This is a genomic window from Streptomyces sp. T12, assembly GCF_028736035.1.
Lineage (GTDB): Bacteria > Actinomycetota > Actinomycetes > Streptomycetales > Streptomycetaceae > Streptomyces.
This window is the reverse complement of sequence record NZ_CP117866.1, coordinates 5257002-5273034: the sequence shown is the minus strand read 5'-3', so window position 1 is coordinate 5273034 and position 16033 is coordinate 5257002. Positions and strand designations below refer to the sequence as shown.

At 69.8% G+C, this 16033-nt stretch carries 10 protein-coding genes and 1 riboswitch; of the genes, 5 read left to right on the top strand and 5 right to left on the bottom strand.

Translation table 11 applies throughout. The features are described from left to right. Positions 1 to 118 precede the first annotated feature (118 nt). Positions 119 to 1702 (bottom strand): YibE/F family protein, encoded by a 1584-nt coding sequence (locus PBV52_RS23620; protein ID WP_274240892.1) that lies wholly within the window; start codon positions 1700 to 1702, stop codon positions 119 to 121. 305 nt (positions 1703 to 2007) lie between these two features. Continuing rightward, positions 2008 to 2197: riboswitch (TPP riboswitch) on the top strand. Between PBV52_RS23620 and thiC the strand changes: the two genes are divergently transcribed. Next, complete coding sequence (thiC, locus tag PBV52_RS23615) at positions 2190 to 3974, top strand: phosphomethylpyrimidine synthase ThiC (protein ID WP_274240890.1); 1785 nt, start codon at positions 2190 to 2192, stop codon at positions 3972 to 3974. It overlaps the preceding riboswitch by 8 nt. Positions 3975 to 4155: 181 nt before the next feature. Here thiC and PBV52_RS23610 read toward each other — a convergent pair whose 3' ends face one another. From PBV52_RS23610 to PBV52_RS23600, 3 genes are all read right to left on the bottom strand, one after another. After that, positions 4156 to 5025 (bottom strand): hypothetical protein, encoded by an 870-nt coding sequence (locus PBV52_RS23610; protein ID WP_274240889.1) that lies wholly within the window; start codon positions 5023 to 5025, stop codon positions 4156 to 4158. Between the two features lie 193 nt (positions 5026 to 5218). Further along, complete coding sequence (locus tag PBV52_RS23605; RefSeq protein ID WP_274240888.1) at positions 5219 to 6295, bottom strand: metallophosphoesterase; 1077 nt, start codon at positions 6293 to 6295, stop codon at positions 5219 to 5221. A gap of 243 nt (positions 6296 to 6538) precedes the next feature. Next, positions 6539 to 7651, bottom strand: a complete 1113-nt coding sequence (locus PBV52_RS23600; protein ID WP_079052380.1) for a LacI family DNA-binding transcriptional regulator — start codon at positions 7649 to 7651, stop codon at positions 6539 to 6541. A gap of 428 nt (positions 7652 to 8079) precedes the next feature. On the opposite strand from PBV52_RS23600, the gene hisC reads away from it, so the two are divergent. Next, positions 8080 to 9159: a histidinol-phosphate transaminase gene (hisC, locus tag PBV52_RS23595; protein ID WP_274240887.1), complete on the top strand. Its 1080-nt coding sequence runs from the start codon at positions 8080 to 8082 to the stop codon at positions 9157 to 9159. A 15-nt stretch (positions 9160 to 9174) separates the two neighbouring features. Here the strand turns inward: hisC and PBV52_RS23590 are convergent, their stop codons facing one another. Continuing rightward, positions 9175 to 9567, bottom strand: a complete 393-nt coding sequence (locus PBV52_RS23590) for a cyclophilin-like fold protein (RefSeq protein ID WP_274240886.1) — start codon at positions 9565 to 9567, stop codon at positions 9175 to 9177. A 141-nt stretch (positions 9568 to 9708) separates the two neighbouring features. Between PBV52_RS23590 and PBV52_RS23585 the strand changes: the two genes are divergently transcribed. The 3 genes from PBV52_RS23585 (at position 9709) to cydD (ending at position 15876) form a co-directional block, all read left to right on the top strand. Next, positions 9709 to 11217, top strand: a complete 1509-nt coding sequence (locus PBV52_RS23585) for a cytochrome ubiquinol oxidase subunit I (protein WP_274240884.1) — start codon at positions 9709 to 9711, stop codon at positions 11215 to 11217. A gap of 20 nt (positions 11218 to 11237) precedes the next feature. After that, positions 11238 to 12257: a cytochrome d ubiquinol oxidase subunit II gene (gene cydB, locus PBV52_RS23580; protein ID WP_274240882.1), complete on the top strand. Its 1020-nt coding sequence runs from the start codon at positions 11238 to 11240 to the stop codon at positions 12255 to 12257. 64 nt (positions 12258 to 12321) lie between these two features. Then, positions 12322 to 15876, top strand: coding sequence for a thiol reductant ABC exporter subunit CydD (gene cydD, locus PBV52_RS23575; RefSeq protein ID WP_274240880.1), 3555 nt, complete (start codon positions 12322 to 12324; stop codon positions 15874 to 15876). Positions 15877 to 16033 lie beyond the last annotated feature (157 nt).

Below are 16033 nucleotides of genomic sequence, written 5' to 3'. Positions count from 1 at the left end.
GTAACGCTTCGCCGGGGCGCTGCGGGGGCGCGCGGGAACGCTTCTTCTTCGCGGGCGTGCGCCGTGTTCCGGCTCAGGGGCGGGCCCGTCGGCTGCGCGAGATCGGCGGCCGCGTCCGTCACCGCTTCCGGCGTCGCCCCCGCCCGCCCCGTCCCTGAGCCGGCTGCCCCGGAGCGGGCTGTGCGCCCGCCGGGACCGGCTGGGCACCCGCAGACACCGCCCCCTTCTCCGGCCGGTCGGCCGAGACCACCAGGGCCGCGAGAGCCGTGGTGACCGGCACCGACGCGACCAGGCCGATGGAGCCCACCAGCGTGCGCACGATCTCCTCCGCCACCAACTCACTGTTGGCGACCGTGCCGACGCTGCTCTGCGCGATCGAGAAGAGCAGCAGCAACGGCAGCGCGGCGCCGGCGTAGGCGAGCACCAGTGTGTTGACGACGGACGCGATGTGGTCGCGGCCGATCCGGATGCCCGCGCGGTACAGCCCGCGCCAGCCCATCGTCGGGTTGGCCTCGTGCAGCTCCCAGACCGCGGACGTCTGGGTGACCGTCACGTCGTCGAGGACGCCGAGCGAACCGATGATGACACCGGCGAGCAGCAGACCGCTCATGTCGATCGACGGGTACAGCCCGTGAATCAGACCGGTGTTGTCGTCCGTGTTGCCGGTGAGCGCGGCCCAGTCGATGAACCCCGAGCCGAGAAGGCCGATCAGCAGCAGCGAGAGCAGCGTGCCGAGCACCGCCACGGACGTACGGGCCGACAGGCCATGGCACATGTAGAGCGCGATCAGCATGATCGCGCTGGCCCCCACCACCGCCACGACCAGCGGGTTCGAGCCCTGCAGGATCGCCGGCAGGATGAAGAAGGTCAGCACCAGGAAGCTGATGGCCAGCGCGACCAGCGCCATGACACCGCGCATCCGGCCCACCACCACGACGGCGAGCGCGAAGATACCGGCGAGCAGCGCCATCGGGATCCTGCGGTTCACGTCGGTGACCGAGTACTGCAGGTCCTTGGGCGCGGAGGGCTCGTAGGCGACCACGACGTCCTGGCCCTCGTGCAACTGCCGTGACTGGTCGGGCTGCACGATCTCCGTGAAGGTACGGCCCTTGTCCTTGCCCGTGTCGACGCGGATCGTCGCCTTCTTGCAGGTGCCGTTCTCCTGCTGCACCGCGGAGGAACCCTCGGCGGTGGAGGTGTCACCGGTCGGGGGCACTCCCGAGGCGCCGACGTCCTTGCAGCTCACCTCGACCACCTTGGCGACCGTGGCCTCCTGCGTCTGCCGGTCGAAGCCGACTCCCGTGCGCTCGTGCGGCGGGGCGCCGCCCGGCCACAGCACCGCGAGCCCCACCACCACCGCCGCGGCGAACGGGATCAGGATCGCCGCGATGACCTTGCGCAGGTGCTGGGAGACGGGCGCCGCGGGACCATGGGCGTGGCTGTGGGAGTGCGCATGCCCGCCACCGCCACCGCCGTCGCCGTCGCCGCCGCCACGTGAGCCGCCGGATCCGGACCCGTGCCCATGGCCACCGCCGGAGTCGTGACCGTCACCCGGGGCGGGCCACTGCCCCGGTGAGCCGCCGGAACCGGACCCCTGATCGTGCGGGCCACCAGAACCGGGGCCGTGCGGGCCGCCGCCGGATCCTGGGCCGTGCGGGCCGCCGGGCCCGCGCCCATGCCCCCCGCCCCCGTGGCCCTGCATCCCACTGGCCCCGGCCCCGTGTTCGTGCCAGCCGCCGGAATCAGCCGCGTGATCGTCGTGGCCGCCTGCCGAACCAGGCCCGTATCCACCGTCGTATCTGCCGCCAGCCACCCCCGAACCCCGGCCGTCTGTACGGCCGTTGCCCCGCGCGGGGCCGTTTCCGGGGCCGCTTCCGAAGCCCGAGCCGCGGGGCTGCTCGGGCGGTGGGTACGGAGGCTCATGCGTCGTGGTCACCGACCGATCATCGCAAGAACGACCGGGGCCCTCTGTTCACCGCGCCCGAATTGACGCTAGCGTGGTGCCACCTTTGTACACGCGGGAGCTCGGAGCACCGGGCTGAGAGGGCGCTGACCTCCGTCCCTGCGATGTTTCACGTGGAACATCATCCGAAGAGAGTGATGTTCCCCACGAAACGTCGGCAGACGGAAGCCGCTGCGTCGACCGCCGAACCTGTTACCGGGTAATGCCGGCGTAGGGAGTAGGTCTCATGACCATCAAGGACGCGCGCACGCCTGCCTCCGTTCAGGACGACACGTCCGAGGAGGCCGGGAAGTCCATCGGCTGGCACAAGGCGTACGTCGAGGGCTCACGCCCCGATCTGCGGGTGCCAGTCCGCCAGGTGCACCTCACCAACGGGCAGTCGGTCACGCTGTACGACACATCGGGCCCGTACACCGATCCCCTGACCGACACCGACGTCCGCAGGGGGCTGCCCCCGCTGCGGGAGAACTGGATCATCGGCCGCGGCGACACCGAGGAGTACGCGGGCCGGCCCGTTCGTCCGGAGGACGACGGGATCAAGCACACCTCGCCGCGCGGCGGCCTGCGCAACCTGGACGCGGTCTTCCCCGGACGGCCGCGCCAGCCGCGACGGGGCCGTGACGGTGGCGCGGTTACGCAGCTCGCCTACGCGCGCCGCGGCGAGATCACACCCGAGATGGAGTACGTGGCCATCCGGGAGAACGTTTCTCCGGAAGTGGTCCGCGAGGAGATCGCGGCGGGCCGGGCCGTGCTGCCCGCCAACGTCAACCACCCGGAGATCGAGCCGATGATCATCGGCAAGCGGTTCCTGGTGAAGGTCAACGCCAACATCGGCAACTCCGCGGTCACCTCCTCCATCGAGGAAGAGGTCGAGAAGATGACCTGGGCTACCCGCTGGGGTGCCGACACGGTCATGGACCTGTCGACCGGCCGCAACATCCACACCACTCGCGAGTGGGTGCTGCGCAACTCCCCCGTGCCGATCGGCACGGTGCCGCTCTACCAGGCACTGGAGAAGGTCGACGGCAGGGCCGAGGAGCTGACCTGGGAGATCTACAAGGACACGGTCATCGAACAGGCCGAGCAGGGCGTGGACTACATGACGGTCCACGCGGGCGTGCGCCTGCCGTATGTGCCGCTCACCGCCAACCGCAAGACCGGCATCGTCTCGCGCGGCGGCTCGATCATGGCGGCGTGGTGCCTGGCGCACCACAAGGAGTCGTTCCTGTACGAGAACTTCGAGGAGCTCTGCGAGATCCTCGCGGCGTACGACGTCACGTATTCGCTGGGTGACGGCCTCAGGCCGGGCTCGATCGCGGACGCCAACGACGAGGCGCAGTTCGCGGAGTTGAAGACGCTCGGGGAACTCAACCGGATCGCGAAGCGTTTCCATGTTCAGACCATGATCGAAGGGCCGGGACATGTCCCGATGCACAAGATCAAGGAGAACATCGACCTTCAGCAGGAGATCTGTGATGAAGCTCCGTTCTATACGCTCGGCCCGCTGACCACGGACGTCGCTCCGGCCTACGACCACATCACCTCCGGCATCGGTGCCGCGATGATCGCCTGGTGGGGCACGGCCATGCTCTGCTACGTCACACCCAAGGAGCACCTGGGCCTGCCCAACCGTGACGACGTCAAGACCGGCGTCATCACCTACAAGATCGCCGCCCACGCGGCCGATCTCGCCAAGGGGCATCCCGGTGCGCAGGAGTGGGACGACGCGCTGTCCGACGCCCGCTTCGAGTTCCGGTGGGAGGACCAGTTCAACCTGGCTCTCGACCCGGACACGGCACGGGAGTTCCACGACGAGACCCTTCCGGCCGAGCCCGCCAAGACGGCCCACTTCTGCTCCATGTGCGGGCCGAAGTTCTGCTCGATGAAGATCTCCCAGGACATCCGTCGCCAACACGGCGGATCCCAGCAGGAGATCGAGGAGGGCATGGCTCAGAAGTCGAAGGAGTTCGCCGCGGCCGGCAACCGGGTGTACCTGCCGATGGCGGACTGACGCCGACGGCCTGACCCAGGGCGCCATGCCCCGGCGTCCTGCGTCCTGCGTGCTGCTCCGGCGTCCTGCGTGCTGCCCAGGCTTCGGCTTGCGCCTCCCCGAGGAGGTCTCCCCGGGGCTCCGTCTTGGAGAAGGGTCCCCTGGCGGGGGCTCTCCTACGGCGGAGGCGCAAGCCGAGGGGCTACTCCGGCTGGTGTTCCGGCCCTCCGAAGTCCGGGCTCGTGTAGTCCGGGCTGGAGAAGCTCGGCCGTGAGCCCCGGGAGCCACCGTCGTCCGGGCTGCTGAAGCCCGGGCGGTCGTAGCCGAGGTTCGGGATACGGCCGGCCGGCGTCGACGGTGGCGTGCGGTGCAGTGCCGATGCCGTGCCGGGGTCGGCGAGCGCCTCCCGCAGGAAGGGCAGGATGCCACGCTCCAGCAGGGCCTCGCGCCAGGCTTCCCTGGCCCGGGCAACCTCCTCGCTCAGTTCGCCGTACGGTCCTCCGTCGAATGCCGGACGGTTGCGCAGGGCGGTGAGCAGGAGTCCGACGGCGGCGACCAGGATCGCGGCCGCCGCCACGGCGCCGAACACCCATCCGGTGGTCAGCATCGTCTGGGCGAAGGCCGGCTCGGGGTCGAGCATCTTCAGGATGTAGCCGACGAGCAGGAAGATCGCTGCGGCGGTGCCGGCGAGGACGGGTGCCAGGACGGCGACCACGGCGACCACGCCGGGGCCGGCGGTCTCGGCGACTTCTCCCATGGTGGTGGCGAGCCCCATCGCACTCGTGCCCGGCTCGGTGGAGCTGGACTCGCGGGTGGACGACGGGGTGGACGGCGCCGGTTGGCGCAGTTCCTCGCGGACCTTCACGTAGTGCTGGTACTCGGTCGCCGCGGCCGCCGTGATGAGTGCGGTGGCGTTGAGCGCCATGGTGCGCAGCTGTTCGGAGTTGAGCCGCTGTCCGACAGCGGCCAGTTCCGGGCGGTGTGGTGCGGAGCGCAGCGCCTCATCGAGGATCCGCTCGTATTCCTGGCGGTCCTCACTGTGCAGGTGCTGCGGAACGCTGTTCATGTGCATCCCCCGATGCTCCGTAGGGCTTGGGGCTCGCATGCCAACGAGCCGTCGGGCAGAAACGGAGGGGAGCCTGCTACGGATAAGCCGATGGTAGAGCGGTGACGGCACACGTTGACAGGGGGTTTGCCAAAATTGGGCCCTGGCCTGCGCCGTCTTCCGTCACTGCGTCGTGAGGGGACGCCTGCCCGGTGAACGTTCAGATATCCAGGGGAAGTTGCTGGACCAGCAGCTTTCCGGCCATGGTCACTCCGCCGTCCATCGCGATGGCGAGGCGGTCGGCGTAGACGTGCGGCCCCTCGATCAGGGGCCCGGTGCTGTCCTCGCCCTCCTCGGAGCCGACCTCGCCCAGCAGGTACGGAATGGGGCTGTGGCCGTGAACGATGCGGGTGCCGCCGTACGTATCGAGCAGGGAGCGAACGTGGTCGGCGCCACCCTCGTCGCGGAAGGAGAAACGCTTGGTGAACTTGCGGAAGAGGTCCCAGACTTCGTCGGCGTCATTGCGCGTGAGCGTCTCGCGGACGGTGTCGTTGACCGCCTCGATCGAGTCGCCGTAGTCGAGATAGGCGGTGGTGTCCGAGTGCACGAGCAGGTGGCCGTCGACCTCCTCCATGGCGTCCAGCCGGGACATCCACTGCAGGTGGTGGTCCTGGAGACGGTCCATGTCGGTCTTCTGGCCGCCGTTGAGCAGCCAGGCCGCCTGGAAGGTGGCGGTGCCCGCGCCGGAGTTGACGGGGGTGTCGCCGAACCGCTTGGCGCCGATCAGCAGCAGCTCGTGGTTGCCCATCAGGGCCTTGCAGTAGCCGCCGGCCGCGGCGGCCTCCGCCGACAGCCGCATCACGAGATCGATGACGCCGATGCCGTCGGGGCCGCGGTCGGTGAAGTCGCCGAGGAACCACAGCCGGGCGGTGCCCGCGCACCAGTTCCCCTCCGAGTCGATGAGGCCCTTCTCCTGGAGGGCGGCCACCAACTCGTCGAGATAGCCGTGCACGTCACCGACCACGAACAGCGGACCCGGACCGTCCACCGACTGCGGATCCGGCATGTCCGCGGGGTCGACGGTCACCTGAAGGGTGTCACCGCGGTTGATCACGGGCAGGTCGCGCTGCGTGGGCGTGTAGCCCTCCGGATAGGCCTCGTCGCGGGGCGGGGCGACGTCGCCCGGGTGCGTGCTGTGGGCGTACGGACCGGTCTCGTGGACGTAAGCGGGCACCCGGAAGTCGCGCAACGTCGCCGTCCGCTCCATCTCGGGTCCCTGACCGGCCCCCTGAGTCATCAGACCCCTCCACCATCGCGCCGCAGCTGCACCGCATCGGACTGCCTGGTCGCAGCGGCCCGCGGGTGTCGTGGGCCCATCATAGGAATGCCGATCGCGCCATGTGATGACCCAGGGGTGGTGAATCGGAGCAGGACTGCTGTTCACTGCGGCTTTCGCCCCGATTGGGCAGGGCTTCGGCCGCCCGATGACCGCGCTTTCTTTCGCTCCTCGACCTGCTTGTGCACTCCCCCCGACCTGCTTCTACCGCTCCTCGGGCGACCGGGGCGGGCTGACCGTCGTACGCGGCGGACGTCGCTGGGACGAGGTACGCACGATCAGTTCGGTCGGTATCACCTGCTCGACCGGCCGGTCCGACTCGACCCCCTCGATGGCATCGATGAGGAGCTGGACCACGGCCGTGCCGATGCGGCGCGGCTTGAGGGAGAGCGTGGTGATGGGCGGCTCGGTGTTGGCGTACACGGTCGACTCGCTGCAGCAGACCAGAAGCAGGTCGTCCGGTACGCGCAGTCCGTAGCGGCGGGCGGCGGCGAGCAGGTCGGTGCCGTTCGGGTCGAACAGGCCGTAGACGGCGTCGGGGCGGTCGGGGCGGGCGAGCAGCCGGTCGGCGGCGACGGCGCCCGCGCACGGGTCGTGCGCCGGGTAGGCCTCGTACACCGGATCCTGGCCGACCCGCTCGCACCAGCGCAGGTAGGCGGTGGTCGACAGGTGGGTGTACGTGTCCGTGGTGGTGCCCGTGAGCAGACCGATCCGGCGGGCGCCGGCGTCGGCCAGGTGGTCGAGGATGCCGAGTACGGCGGCCTCGTGGTCGTTGTCGACCCAGGCGGTGACCGGGAGCGAGCCGGCCGGGCGGCCGTCGGAGACGACCGGCAGGCCCTGCCTGACCAGTTCGCTGACGACCGGGTCCTGGTCGGACGGGTCGATGACGACCGTGCCGTCGAGGGCGACGTTCGACCAGACGTCGTGGCGCGAGGTCGCGGGGAGGATCACGAGGGCGTAGCCGCGGGCGAGCGCGGCCGAGGTCGCGGCGCGGGCCATCTCGGCGAAGTACGCGAACTCGGTGAAGGTGAAAGGTTCATCCCCGTATGTCGTCACGGTCAGGCCGATGAGGCCTGATTTGCCGGTACGGAGTGTCCGGGCGGCGGCCGAGGGCCGGTAGCCCAGCCGGTCGGCGACCTCGCGGACATGGCGTCGGGTGGCGTCGGGGAGTCGGCCCTTGCCGTTGAGGGCGTCGGAGACGGTCGTGATGGAGACCCCGGCGGCGGCGGCCACGTCTCTGATGCCCGCCCGGCTGGGCCGACTGCCTCGACGTGAGGTTTCCGCGCGGCTCACCTGGTGCTTCCCTGCTGCTGTCATGGCGAGCCGATAGTAGGGCTCATGCGGTGGGGTAGTGCGGACGCATATGCACTCGTTGACAGGCACGTTTCTGCAAGGTCATCGAGCGTCAAACCCCTTGGAAACCAAGGGAGTTGAACGATCCAATGATAGGACCTGACTTGTCGGCACGCATGGGCCTGCCAAGTGCGCGATGTTTCGAAGAGGTCTCAACTCACCTTCACGAGGGATGCGCGCCACGGCGCGAGCCACCGGCGCGTAGATATATGTGTGACGCGCCCCCCAATTCGTACAACTTCGTACGACGATGCCCCTGATGCGGGTGAGGCGGAAGGGGTCTGCACTCGGTGGCGTCGCACCTGTACGCATCGGGGCCGAATCCTCATAAGGTGAGGAGTATTGGAGTCGGCGGTGGTGATGGGCCGCCGGTGGTCGCGAGGAGGACTGCGGTGAGTGAGACGAGCCCCAAGCTGCGCGCGGAGCTGGAGGGGATCCCCACCTACAAGCCCGGCAAGCCTGCTGCGGCCGGTGGTCCGGTGGCCTACAAGCTGTCCTCCAACGAGAACCCATATCCGCCGCTGCCCGGCGTGATGGAGACCGTGACGGCCGCCGCCTCGTCCTTCAACCGCTACCCGGACATGATGTGCACGGCGCTGATGAACGAGCTGTCCGAGCGCTTCGGCGTCCCGGTCTCCCACCTGGCTACCGGCACCGGCTCGGTCGGCGTCGCCCAGCAGCTGATTCAGGCCACGGCCGGACCCGGCGACGAGGTCGTCTACGGCTGGCGGTCCTTCGAGGCGTACCCGATCATCACGCAGATCAGCGGTGCCACCTCCGTGAAGGTGCCGCTGACCCCGGGCGATGTGTACGACCTGGATGCGATGGCCGCCGCCATCACCGACCGGACCAGGCTGATCTTCGTCTGCAACCCCAACAACCCGACGGGGACGGTTGTGAAGCGGGCCGAGCTGGAGCGGTTCCTCGACCGGGTGCCCGGCGATGTGCTGGTGGTGCTCGACGAGGCGTACCGCGAGTTCATCCGCGACCCCGAGGTGCCGGACGGTGTGGAGATCTACCGTGACCGGCCGAACGTCTGTGTCCTACGGACGTTTTCCAAGGCGTACGGCCTTGCCGGCCTGCGTGTCGGCTTCGCGATCGCCCATGAACCGGTCGCGGCGGCACTGCGTAAGACGGCCGTGCCCTTCGGGGTGAGCCAGCTCGCGCAGGACGCGGCCATCGCCTCGCTGCGTGCCGAGGACGAACTGCTGGGCCGGGTCGGTTCGTTGGTGTGCGAGCGCAACCGCGTGGTCGACGGGCTGCGGGACCAGGGCTGGACGGTGCCCGAGACCCAGGCCAACTTCGTGTGGCTGCGGCTGGGGGAGCACACGGTCGACTTCGCGGCGGCGTGCGAGCAGCACGGCGTGGTGGTCCGACCGTTCCCGGGCGAGGGTGTGCGGGTGACGGTCGGGGAGGCCGAGGCGAACGACATCTTCCTGAAGGTGGCGGAAGGGTTCCGCAAGGAGCTGTAGGGCTCCGCAAGCAGGTCAGGCGTCCACGAGTTCCACGCGCACGGGGTCGCCGTCGCGGACGGTCGCCAGCAGGCGCGGGTCGCCGTCTATCTGGCCGAGGACGTTGCACGGGCTCGCGAGGCGGCATTCGTCGCCCCGCGAGATCGGTGTGGGCCCGTAGGGGAGGGCGAGGGCGTCGCCGTCCGTCCAGAAGGCGACCGTGCCCGGGTCGACGACCTGTCGGGCGTTGGTTTCACGTGGAACGGTGACGCCCGTGTCGAAGTAGACCTCCTCGCCCCACGTGCGGGCGGTGGAGACGAGGGGCAGGGCCTTGGCGAGGGCCTGCGTGGTCGGGGTGTCGTCGAGGGCCGCGGTGAGGTGACCCGCGGGCCAGGAGATCCGTATCCGCAGGGGTGTCTGTGTCTGCATGCAGGCGATTCAACAATATGTTGAAGTTCACGCCAAGGGGTTGACCCTAACGAGGGACCCCCCTTCGGGGCCGGAGCGCGGGTGCTGCATAATTGCTTGTGAATGTGAACGCTTTCACAAGCGTAGGTAAGGAGCGGCGACGTGGACCTGGCTTTGGCGCCGGAGACTCTGGCGCGCTGGCAGTTCGGTATCACCACCGTCTACCACTTTCTGTTCGTCCCCCTGACGATCTCGCTGGCCGCCCTGACGGCCGGGCTGCAGACCGCCTGGGTGCGCACGGAGAAGGAGAAGTACCTCAGAGCAACGAAGTTCTGGGGCAAGCTCTTCCTGATCAACATCGCGATGGGCGTGGTCACCGGCATCGTGCAGGAGTTCCAGTTCGGCATGAACTGGTCCGACTACTCCCGCTTCGTCGGTGACGTCTTCGGCGCTCCACTCGCCTTCGAGGCTCTGATCGCCTTCTTCTTCGAGTCCACCTTCATCGGTCTGTGGATCTTCGGCTGGGACAAGCTGCCGAAGAAGATCCACCTGGCCTGTATGTGGATGGTCTCCATCGGCACCATCCTGTCGGCGTACTTCATCCTCGCGGCCAACTCGTGGATGCAGCACCCCGTCGGCTACCGGATCAACGAGGCGAAGGGGCGGGCCGAGCTCACCGACTTCTGGCTCGTGCTGACCCAGAACACCGCGCTCGCGCAGGCTTTCCACACCCTGTCGGCGGCGTTCCTCACCGGCGGCGCCTTCATGGTCGGCATCTCCGCCTTCCACCTGGTGCGCAAGAACCACATCCGCGAGATGAAGACCTCGCTCAGGCTCGGCCTGGTCACCGTCGTCATCGGCGGCATGCTCACCGCGATCAGCGGTGATGTCCTCGGCAAGATCATGTACGAGCAGCAGCCGATGAAGATGGCCGCGGCCGAGGCGCTGTGGGACGGCGAGGAGCCGGCGCCCTTCTCGGTCTTCGCCGTCGGCGACGTCGACAAGGGCCACAACAAGGTCGCCATCGAGATTCCGGGGCTGCTGTCCTTCCTGGCCAAGGACGACTTCACCTCGTACGTCCCCGGCATCAACGACGTCAACAAGGCCGAGCAGGAGAAGTACGGTCCCGGCGACTACCGGCCCAACATCCCCGTCGCCTACTGGGGCTTCCGCTGGATGATCGGCTTCGGTATGGCGTCGTTCGCCATCGGCCTGGTCGGACTCTGGCTGACCCGCAAGAAGTTCATGCTGCCGCAGCACCTGAGGGTCGGTGACGACGAGGTGCCGCATCTGGTGCTGCTCCCGAAGAAGGCGCTCGGCCCGAAGCTGACGAAGTGGTACTGGCGCATCGCGATCTGGACCCTGGCCTTCCCGCTGATCGCCAACTCCTGGGGCTGGATCTTCACCGAGATGGGCCGCCAGCCATGGGTTGTCTACGGCGTCCTGCGCACCCGTGACGCGGTCTCCCCCGGTGTCTCCCAGGGCGAGGTCCTCACCTCGATGATCGTCTTCACCACGCTCTACGCCATCCTCGCCGTCGTCGAGGTCAAGCTCCTCGCGAAGTACGTCAAGGCCGGTCCGCCTGAGCTGACGGAGGCAGACCTGAATCCGCCCACGAAGATCGGCGGCGACGACCGTGACGCCGACAAGCCGATGGCCTTCTCCTACTAGGCCGAGGGAGTTGCACAGTCATGGAACTTCACGACGTCTGGTTCGTCCTGATCGCCGTCCTGTGGATCGGCTACTTCTTCCTGGAGGGCTTCGACTTCGGGGTCGGGGTCCTCACCAAGCTGCTCGCCCGTAGCCGGCCCGAGCGGCGGGTGCTGATCAACACCATCGGCCCCGTCTGGGACGGCAACGAGGTGTGGTTGCTCTCGGCCGGCGGCGCGACCTTCGCTGCTTTCCCCGAGTGGTACGCCACGCTCTTCTCCGGCTTCTACCTGCCCTTGCTGCTCATCCTGGTCTGCCTGATCGTCCGGGGCGTCGCCTTCGAGTACCGGGCCAAGCGGCCCGAGGAGAACTGGCAGCGCAACTGGGAGCAAGCCATCTTCTGGTGCTCGCTGATCCCGGCGTTCCTGTGGGGTGTGGCCTTCGGCAACATCGTGCGGGGCGTGAAGATCGACCAGAGTCATGAGTACGTCGGCAACGTTCTGGACCTGCTCAACCCGTACGCGCTCCTCGGCGGTCTGGTGACGCTGACGCTGTTCACCTTCCACGGTGCGGTGTTCACCGCGCTCAAGACCGTCGGGGAGGTCCGGGAACGGGCACGGACGCTGGCCCTGCGGGTCGGTCTCGCCGCCGCCGTGCTGGCGCTGATCTTCCTGCTCTGGACGCAGGTCGAGAACGGCGACGGCAAGAGCCTGGTCGCGCTGGTCGTGGCCGTCGCGGCGCTGGTCGCCGCGCTCGTGGCGAACCAGGCCGGGCGCGAGGGATGGTCGTTCGCGTTCTCCGGCGTCACCATCGTGGCCGCCGTGGCGATGCTCTTCCTGACGCTCTTCCCGAACGTCATGCCGTCCTCGCTCAATGACGAGTGGAGCCTCACCGTCACCAACGCCTCGTCGAGCCCCTACACGCTGAAGATCATGACCTGGTGCGCGGTGATCGCTACACCGATCGTCATGCTCTACCAGGGCTGGACCTACTGGGTGTTCCGCAAGCGGATCGGCACGCAGCACATCGCTGCGGACGCCGCTGCGGGGGCCTCGCACTGAGTCCGCTGCCGGCGGGGTGGTTCACGATGTTTCACGTGAAACACCCCGCCCTGGACCGAAGGGCATGTTTCACGTGAAACCGATCGATCCGCGTCTTCTCCGGTACGCCCGCACCACTCGCCTCTTCCTGGTCGCGGTCGTCGGCCTGGGCGCCGTCGGTGCGGTGCTGGTCATCGCGCAGGCGATGCTCATCGCGGAGGCGGTGGTAGGTGCGTTCGAGCATGGGATGTCCGCCGCTGAACTGCGCACTCCCCTGCTGCTGTTGGCCGCTGTAGCGGTCGGCCGCGCGGTCATCGCGTGGCTCACCGAGCTCGCCGCGCACCGGGCCAGCGCGGCGGTGAAGTCGGAGCTACGGGGGCGGCTGCTGGAGCGGTCGGCCGAGCTGGGGCCCGGCTGGCTGAGCGGACAGCGCACTGGTTCTCTGGTTGCCCTCGCCACGCGGGGAGTCGATGCCCTCGACGACTACTTCTCGCGCTATCTGCCGCAGCTGGGGCTCGCGGTGGTGGTGCCTGTGGCCGTGCTGGCGCGGATCGTGACCGAGGACTGGGTCTCGGCGGCGATCATCGTCGGCACCCTTCCGCTTATCCCGATCTTCATGATGCTGATCGGCTGGGCCACGCAGTCCCGGATGGACCGTCAGTGGCGGCTGCTGTCCCGGCTGTCCGGGCACTTCCTGGACGTCGTCGCCGGGCTGCCGACCCTGAAGGTGTTCGGGCGGGCCAAGGCGCAGGCCGAGTCGATCCGGCGCATCACCGGCGAGTACCGCCGGGCGACCATGCGGACACTGCGGATCGCCTTCATCTCCTCCTTCGCGCTGGAGCTGCTCTCGACCCTCTCGGTGGCACTGGTCGCCGTGACGATCGGCATGCGGCTCGTCCACGGCGAGATGCATCTGTACGACGGCCTGGTCATCCTCGTGCTGGCGCCCGAGGCCTACCTCCCGCTGCGTCAGGTCGGCGCGCAGTACCACGCGGCGGCCGAGGGGCTGTCCGCGGCCGAGGAGATCTTCGAGGTGCTGGAGACGCCGGTGCCGGCCTCGGGGACCGCGGCGGTGCCGACGGGGACGGTGTCGTTCGAGGGAGTCTCGGTCCGCTATCCCGGACGGTCCGCCGACGCCGTGTCGGACGTGAACCTCGCCGTCGAGCCCGGGGAGACGGTCGCACTCGTCGGGCCGAGCGGCGCAGGCAAGTCGACGCTGCTGAACGCGCTGTTGGGGTTCGTGCGGCCGGCCAAGGGGCGGGTGCTGGTCGGGGGAGCCGATCTCGCCGAGCTCGATCTGCGGGAGTGGCGCTCACGTATTGCCTGGGTGCCGCAGCGGCCGCATCTGTACGCCGGGACGATCGCCGAGAACGTACGGCTGGCACGCCCCGACGCGGACGACGCTGCCGTACGACGTGCGCTGGGGGATGCCGGGGCGCTGGAGTTCGTGGATGCGCTGCCTGGGGGCGTCGACACCGTGCTGGGTGAGGACGGGGCCGGGCTGTCCGCGGGGCAGCGGCAGCGGCTCGCGCTGGCCCGGGCGTTCCTCGCGGACCGGCCCGTACTGCTGCTCGACGAGCCGACGGCCGCGCTCGACGGGGCCACCGAGGCCGAGGTCGTGGAGGCCGTGCGCAGGCTGGCGGTGGGGCGGACGGTGCTGCTGGTGGTGCATCGGCCGGCGCTGCTGGGCGTGGCGGACCGGGTGGTGCGGCTGTCGGAAGCCGCGGTACCCGTGCGGGCAAGCGCACTGCCCGAGGCGCCCGTGCCCGCCGCCGGCCGCCCGGTCGACCTGATCGACCCGATCGAGCGGGAAGCACATGGCGGTACCGCTGCGGACGAACCTCAGGCCCCTTCGGACGACGCCGGGGCCGTGCCGCTCACGACTCGCACACGGGGCGTCCTGGCCCGTGTCCGCGCCCTGTCCGGTCCCCGGCGCGGCCGCCTCGTCCTCGCGCTGCTGCTCGGGAGCCTCGCGCTCGGCAGTGCCGTCGGGCTCATGGCGACCTCCGGGTGGCTGATCTCGCGGGCCTCGCAGCAGCCGCCGGTGCTGTATCTGATGGTGGCCGTGACGGCGACACGGGCCTTCGGTATCGGGCGGGCCGTGTTCCGGTACGCCGAGCGGCTGGTGTCGCACGACGCGGTGCTGCGCATGCTGGCCGACACCCGGGTCGCCGTGTACCGGCGGCTGGAGCGGCTGGCGCCCGCCGGACTGCGGCGCACGCGTCGGGGCGATCTGCTGTCGCGGCTCGTCGCCGACGTGGACGCACTGCAGGACTACTGGCTGCGGTGGCTGTTGCCCGCGGCTGCGGCGACCGTTGTGTCCGCCGGTGCCATCGGCTTCACCGCGTGGCTGCTGCCCGAGGCCGGTGCCGTGCTCGCGGTGGGGCTGCTGGCGGCCGGGGCGGGAATCCCGCTCGTCACGGGTGCCGTCGCCCGCCGTGCCGAGCGCAGGCTGGCCCCTGCCCGTGGAGTGCTCGCGACGCGCGTGACGGATCTGCTCACCGGCACCGCGGAGCTGACCGTCGCCGGCGCCCTGCCCAGCCGTACGGCCGAGGCGCGGCGGGCTGACGGGGCGCTCACCCGGATCGCCTCGCGGGCCGCCACGGCCACCGCGCTCGGCGACGGACTCACTGCGCTGATCTCCGGCCTCACCGTCGCCGCCACCGCCCTCGTGGGCGCCCAGGCGGTCGCCGAGGGGCGGCTGGGCGGCGTCACGATGGCCGTCGTCATCCTGACCCCCTTGGCTGCCTTCGAGGCCGTCCTGGGGCTGCCGCTCGCCGTGCAGTACCGGCAGCGGGTGCGCAAGAGCGCGGAGCGCGTGTACGAGGTGCTGGACGCCCCCGAGCCCGTACGGGAGCCGGAGCGGTCCCGGCAGGCGCCCGCTTCGCCCTTCCCCGTCGCCGTCAGGGGCCTGACTGCCCGTCACGCGGGGCAGGACCGGGACGCGCTCGCCGACCTCCACCTGACCCTGGAGGAGGGCCGCCGGATCGCCGTGGTCGGCTCGTCGGGGTCCGGCAAGACGACGCTGGCGCAGGTCCTCCTGCGCTTCCTGGACACGGACGCGGGCTCGTACACGCTGGGCGGCGTGGACGCGTACGCGCTGGACGGCGACGACGTACGGCGGCTCGTCGGGCTGTGCGCGCAGGACGCGCACCTCTTCGACAGCTCCGTGCGCGAGAACCTGCTCCTCGCCAAGAAGGACGCCACCGAGGCCGAACTGCGCGACGCCCTCGAGCGCGCCCGGTTGCTCGGCTGGGCCGACAGCCTGCCCGACGGGCTGGACACGCTCGTGGGCGAGCACGGGGCGCGGCTGTCGGGCGGGCAGCGGCAGCGGCTCGCGCTGGCCCGCGCACTGCTCGCCGACTTTCCCGTGCTCGTGCTCGACGAGCCCGCCGAGCACCTCGACCTGCCCACCGCCGACGCCCTCACCGCCGACCTGCTGGCCGCCACCGAGGGCCGCACAACTCTGCTCATCACCCATCGTCTGGCCGGTCTGGACGCGGTGGACGAGGTGGTCGTCCTGGATGCGGGGCGTGTGGTGCAGCGGGGGACGTTCGCGGAGCTGGCCGCTGTGGAGGGGCCGCTGCGGCGGATGGTGGAGCGGGAGGAGGAGGCGGATTTGCTGGTGGGGGCGCCGTAGCGCGCGGCCGGCCCTTGGTCGTGGGTGAGTGCTCCGGGGTGTGGACCGCTCGTCGACACTCGCGTCAACAGGCGTACTGACCCATCCGCAGCAACGCGTCCCCCAGGCGTACGACCCGAACAAGACCGGGACCCGGCCCGCGGGCCAGGATCGCTGA